Origin of the sequence: Achromobacter pulmonis (genome assembly GCF_002885955.2) — a bacterium.
Classification (GTDB): Bacteria; Pseudomonadota; Gammaproteobacteria; order Burkholderiales; family Burkholderiaceae_B; genus Achromobacter; species Achromobacter pulmonis_A.
In genome coordinates this window covers 26,934-30,892 of record NZ_POQS01000005.1, presented here as the reverse complement: position 1 = coordinate 30,892, position 3,959 = coordinate 26,934, and the positions used below count along the sequence as shown (strand labels likewise).

4 protein-coding genes (1 of these 4 only partly in view) are annotated in these 3,959 nt (G+C 69.3%); all 4 read right to left on the bottom strand.

Annotated features, from left to right (window positions below; all coding sequences use genetic code 11):
- Window positions 1-1,299 (bottom strand): TraC family protein (locus C1I89_RS18970; RefSeq protein ID WP_181391002.1); only part of this gene is annotated, 1,299 nt, incomplete at its 3' end.
- Window positions 1,299-1,748, bottom strand: coding sequence for a TIGR03751 family conjugal transfer lipoprotein (locus tag C1I89_RS18965; RefSeq protein ID WP_042178567.1), 450 nt, complete (start codon window positions 1,746-1,748; stop codon window positions 1,299-1,301). The genes C1I89_RS18970 and C1I89_RS18965, both read right to left, overlap by 1 nt.
- Window positions 1,729-3,147 carry a TIGR03752 family integrating conjugative element protein gene (locus C1I89_RS18960; protein WP_003109776.1) on the bottom strand — a complete coding sequence of 473 codons (1,419 nt, stop codon included), beginning with the start codon at window positions 3,145-3,147 and terminating at the stop codon, window positions 1,729-1,731. The genes C1I89_RS18965 and C1I89_RS18960 overlap by 20 nt, the downstream gene beginning before the upstream one ends.
- Window positions 3,137-3,959 carry the 3' portion of a TIGR03749 family integrating conjugative element protein gene (locus tag C1I89_RS18955; RefSeq protein WP_440130652.1) on the bottom strand. The gene runs 17 nt beyond the window's last position, so the window shows 823 of its 840 coding nt (coding positions 18-840); the start codon falls outside the window, past its right edge; the stop codon is at window positions 3,137-3,139. Before C1I89_RS18955 ends, C1I89_RS18960 begins: the two co-directional genes overlap by 11 nt.

The following is a 3,959-nucleotide window of genomic DNA, read 5'->3' as shown; positions in this document are numbered from 1 at the left end:
CAGCGTGCCCCGGTAGAGCTTGTGCGCGCTGCCGATCAGGGAGCGGGCCTCGTGCACGTCCTTGAGGGTCTGCTCCGACGCCAGCGTCTCGCCCACGGCCTTCTTCGCCAGGTGGTTCAGATCCGATTCCAGGACATCCTGCGGCGTGGCGACCATCGTGAGACACATCAAGGTGTCCTCGGGCATCTGGTCGAACAGCGTGTTGATCGCGTCCCCCTTGCGGGTCTCGCCGGTCAGGTGCCCCGTGCCGGGCGGCATGCGCAGCCGGTCGGTGATCAGCACGCGGTGCGGCATGCCGTCGAAGTACCAGGCCCCTTGCGCCACGTCCGAGCGCGGCTGCCCGAAGAACAACCGCTGGCTGAAATCCCGCCCGCTCGCCAACTCGATCTCGCCGGCCTCGGTCTCGTCCGGGTAGCGCGCCAGCGAGTAGAAGCGCTCCCGGTCCTCCGCCCCAGGACCGAGCAGCGTGGGGCGCGGGTTGAACCATCGCAGCAGCCAGTCGTGAACGTCCGCTGCAACCATGCGCCGGGCCTGGATGCCGGCATTCGCCAGCCCGGCGCACAGGCGATCGCAAACGATGCCCAGCATCTGCTCGGGTGTCTGGCCGCGGCGGTTTGCCTGTCCCTGACCGCTCGCGCGGCGGTACACCACCATGCGCACGCGCCGCGTCTGGCCGCGCCAGCGCAGCCGCGTGACCACCGTGTCCTCGAACAGGCCGCCGGGCTTGGCCACAGCGCGCATGTGGTGGCCGAAGAAGCGCAGGTAGAACTCGGTGAACGCCGAGCCGCGCGCACGTGGCTGCACGTAGTCGCGCAGCGTCTGCATGTACTGGTCGAAGCTCGGTTCGTCCTGGGCATAGAGCTGGAGCACCCAGGGGTTCTCGTCCAGTTCATCGAAACTGTCTTGGAGTGCGTTTTCCAGGGCATCGCGGGCGTGGGCGAGCCAGCCAGGCTCCCGGCCTTCGGTGCCCAGCGGCACCAGCTCGAAGAACGCCGCCACCGATTGGCCGTCCTCCAGGAGCATCGATTTCGACTCGGGCATGAACTCCACCCAGGGCAGCAGTTCCACGAAGGACGGCGCAACGTCGTACAGCGCCTGCTCGTCGGCCAGGGTCGCTGGCTTGCTGCCGTGGACTGCCGAACCGGGTTCGGGGATGCCGGCCTGGCGCAAGNNNGGTTCGGGGATGCCGGCCTGGCGCAAGGCCTCGACGTGGCGCTGCCAGCTGTCCGGCTGCTCATCGCTGGCCGGGTTGCTAGAGCCGACGCCGGCCAGCTTCGGCCAGGGGAGTTTCCACCGCATCAGTAGTCCTCCACGCGCTCGCCCGGCATCGCGTACTGGATGCGCTGGTAGAGCGGGAAGACGGTCGTGTAGCCGGGCACCGGCACGGGATCGGTGCCGGCCAGGTGCGGGTACACGTACATCACGAGATCGGGATTGGGCAGGCGCTGGAACTGGCGGTGAACCTCATTGCGCGCGGTGCGCGTGTAGCGCATCTGCTCGACAGGTGCGGCCTGCACGTCGGCGTCGGTCAGGGGCCGACGCAGGCTCTGGCGCGCATCGAGCAACTGGCGGCCGGCGTTCCGTCCGGCTGCGCCACCGCCGTCGCCGGCCTCCTGCTGCCAGATGTCCATCATCGTGCGGTCACCGTGGGTCAACAGCTTTTCCTTGCTGGTGGCGCAGCCGGCGAGCACCGCGACGGCGAGGGCCAGTGCTAGGCCACGGGCCAGGTTAGTCAAGTTCAAGGGCATGGCTTTCTCCTGCGCGGTGATCGACCTTGCGGCCTTCGGGATCGAAGTCGATGGCGAGCGGCTTTTCGAGGTGGACGGCAACCTTGGCGCCGGGTTGGACATAGACGGCGGCGAAGGCTTGGCCGTAGAGCTTGTTGACCCAGGCCGACATGTCCCGGACACCGCCCGCGAGAATCTGGCCGACCGCTTCTTGGCCGGTGATGCCCACGGTGCCGATGGAGCCGTCCGAGCCGACATAGGACATGCGGCCGCTGCCACTCTCGATGAGCGAGGCCACACCGGCACCGGCCGCGGTGATTAGGGCCTGCGAGCCGAGGTATTGCTGGGCGTTGCTGCGCCGCTCGCCGCTGACGCAAGGAATGCCGTGGGGATCGCTGATCCAGCCCAAGCCGTCGCGCTGTTGGTTGTTCTGCTGGTTGCCCTCGCGGTCTTCGGGGATCGTGCGAATCGTGCCGTCGTTGAAGACGAACGTGATGCTGCGCACCTGACCTCGCACGCACGAGAGCGTCCAGTCGCCCGAGGCGGTGCCGCTGAACACGGCGCCGGCCACGTCGGGAATGTCGATGCCATTGGCGGTCAGGTTGTCCGGCCCGACCAGAACTTTGAACGGATAGGGATCGTTGACCGTGCCGTCGATCGGCACGCGGCCGATCAGGGCCGTCATCGCCACCGATCCCATTAGCGTCGAGTTGGTCGGCACGGTATAGACCGGCTTGGCATTCTTGACCCCGGCGGCGCGGGCGCCCGCGTTGGCCACGGTTTCAGCGGTGGTTTCGAGCGTGCTCTGCGCCGGGCCGAAGCTCGTGGGGAAGCTCATGCCGCCGCTCGCGCCACGCCCCCCGTTGCGCCCCTCGGCGGGCTTTGCGTCGTCCGGCTCGACCCACCGCACGCCGCCCTCCATGCCGGCCTCGTCGCCGCCCTGCAGCCCCAGGCCCACGGGCAGGTCCGCATGGCCGCCGCCGCGCCCGCCGATGCTGTCCAGGCGCCGCTGCAGGTCGGCGAGCAGCCCTTCGGTCTGCTGGCGCGCGCTGGCCGCCTGCTCTTGGTCGCGGCGCAGGTTGGACCGCTCGGATTCGAGCGCCGAGTTGATGCGCTGGTCGATGGAGTTCTCGCGCTGGCGCAGCCGCTGGTTCTCTTCACGCTGCGACTTGTTGTCCGAGAGCGCGGTCTGAAGCTCGGTGCGCAACTGCTTCACTTGGGCAACGAGCGTCGCCACGGTGTCGCGCGGGGTGTCGCCTTCGATGCCCAGCGCCTTCATTTCCTCGGGCGTGAGCTGGGCGCCGTTGTCCGCCGCGGGTGGCGCCGTGCCGCCTCCACCCGAGAACAGCCGGATACCGGCGAACAGCACCAGGATGGCGACAGGGATCATCAGCCACTTGAGCAGGCCGTTACTGCGCATGGCGGGCCTCCTTGGCGTTCTCGTCGCCGTCCGGCTGCGGCAGATGCACGGCAGGGTCGAAGCGGTGAATCGCCGGCAGCAGCGACTGCGCGAGGCCGCGGCCGCGCGTGACCAGGTACAGCACGGTCGTGTCCTCGGTCGTGCCGCGCGGGCCCAGCGCCTCGTGCTGGAAGGTGGCGGTGAGGAAATCGCCTTGCAGCACGCGCGGGTCGAGCGCGACCCAGTCGGCGCCGGTGTTGGTAAGGCGCACGGCAGTCACCCATTGGTCTTCCAGGCGCCACGACGCGAGCGCGACCGCGCGCACCGGCAGCGTTGGCATCAGTGTGTCCAGGTCGAGGTCGCGGGGCAGGTTGACCCGCATGACGCCCGGAAGCGGCTCGACGGTGCGCAGCGGTGCGTAGAGGTTCTGCGCGGCGAAGCGCGTCAGCACGACAGGGACCGGAGTTTCGCGCCGCGCGGTCCGCGCACCTGCCTGGCCCTGGGCGCGTGCCGGGGCCTCGGCACTGTCGGCCTGCTCGCCATAGCGTCCCGGTGCGCTGTCACCCTCGACGATGCGCACCGGCTCCAGCTCGGCTTCCCCGTCCTTGGGCGGTTCGGCTGCGATGTCCAGCAGGATCAGCGCGCCCGTGTCGGCGTCCTGCAGTTGCAACCGCGTGGGCTCGATCGGCTCGCTGGCGCGCAGGTACACCGCGCCACCCGCACTCTGCACGCGCAGGCGTTCGCCCACGCCCGCGGGCACGCCCACGCGCACGTTCCGGTCGATGAACACGATGCGTTCCTGACCGACCTTCAGCGGCACTGCCAGTGGCATG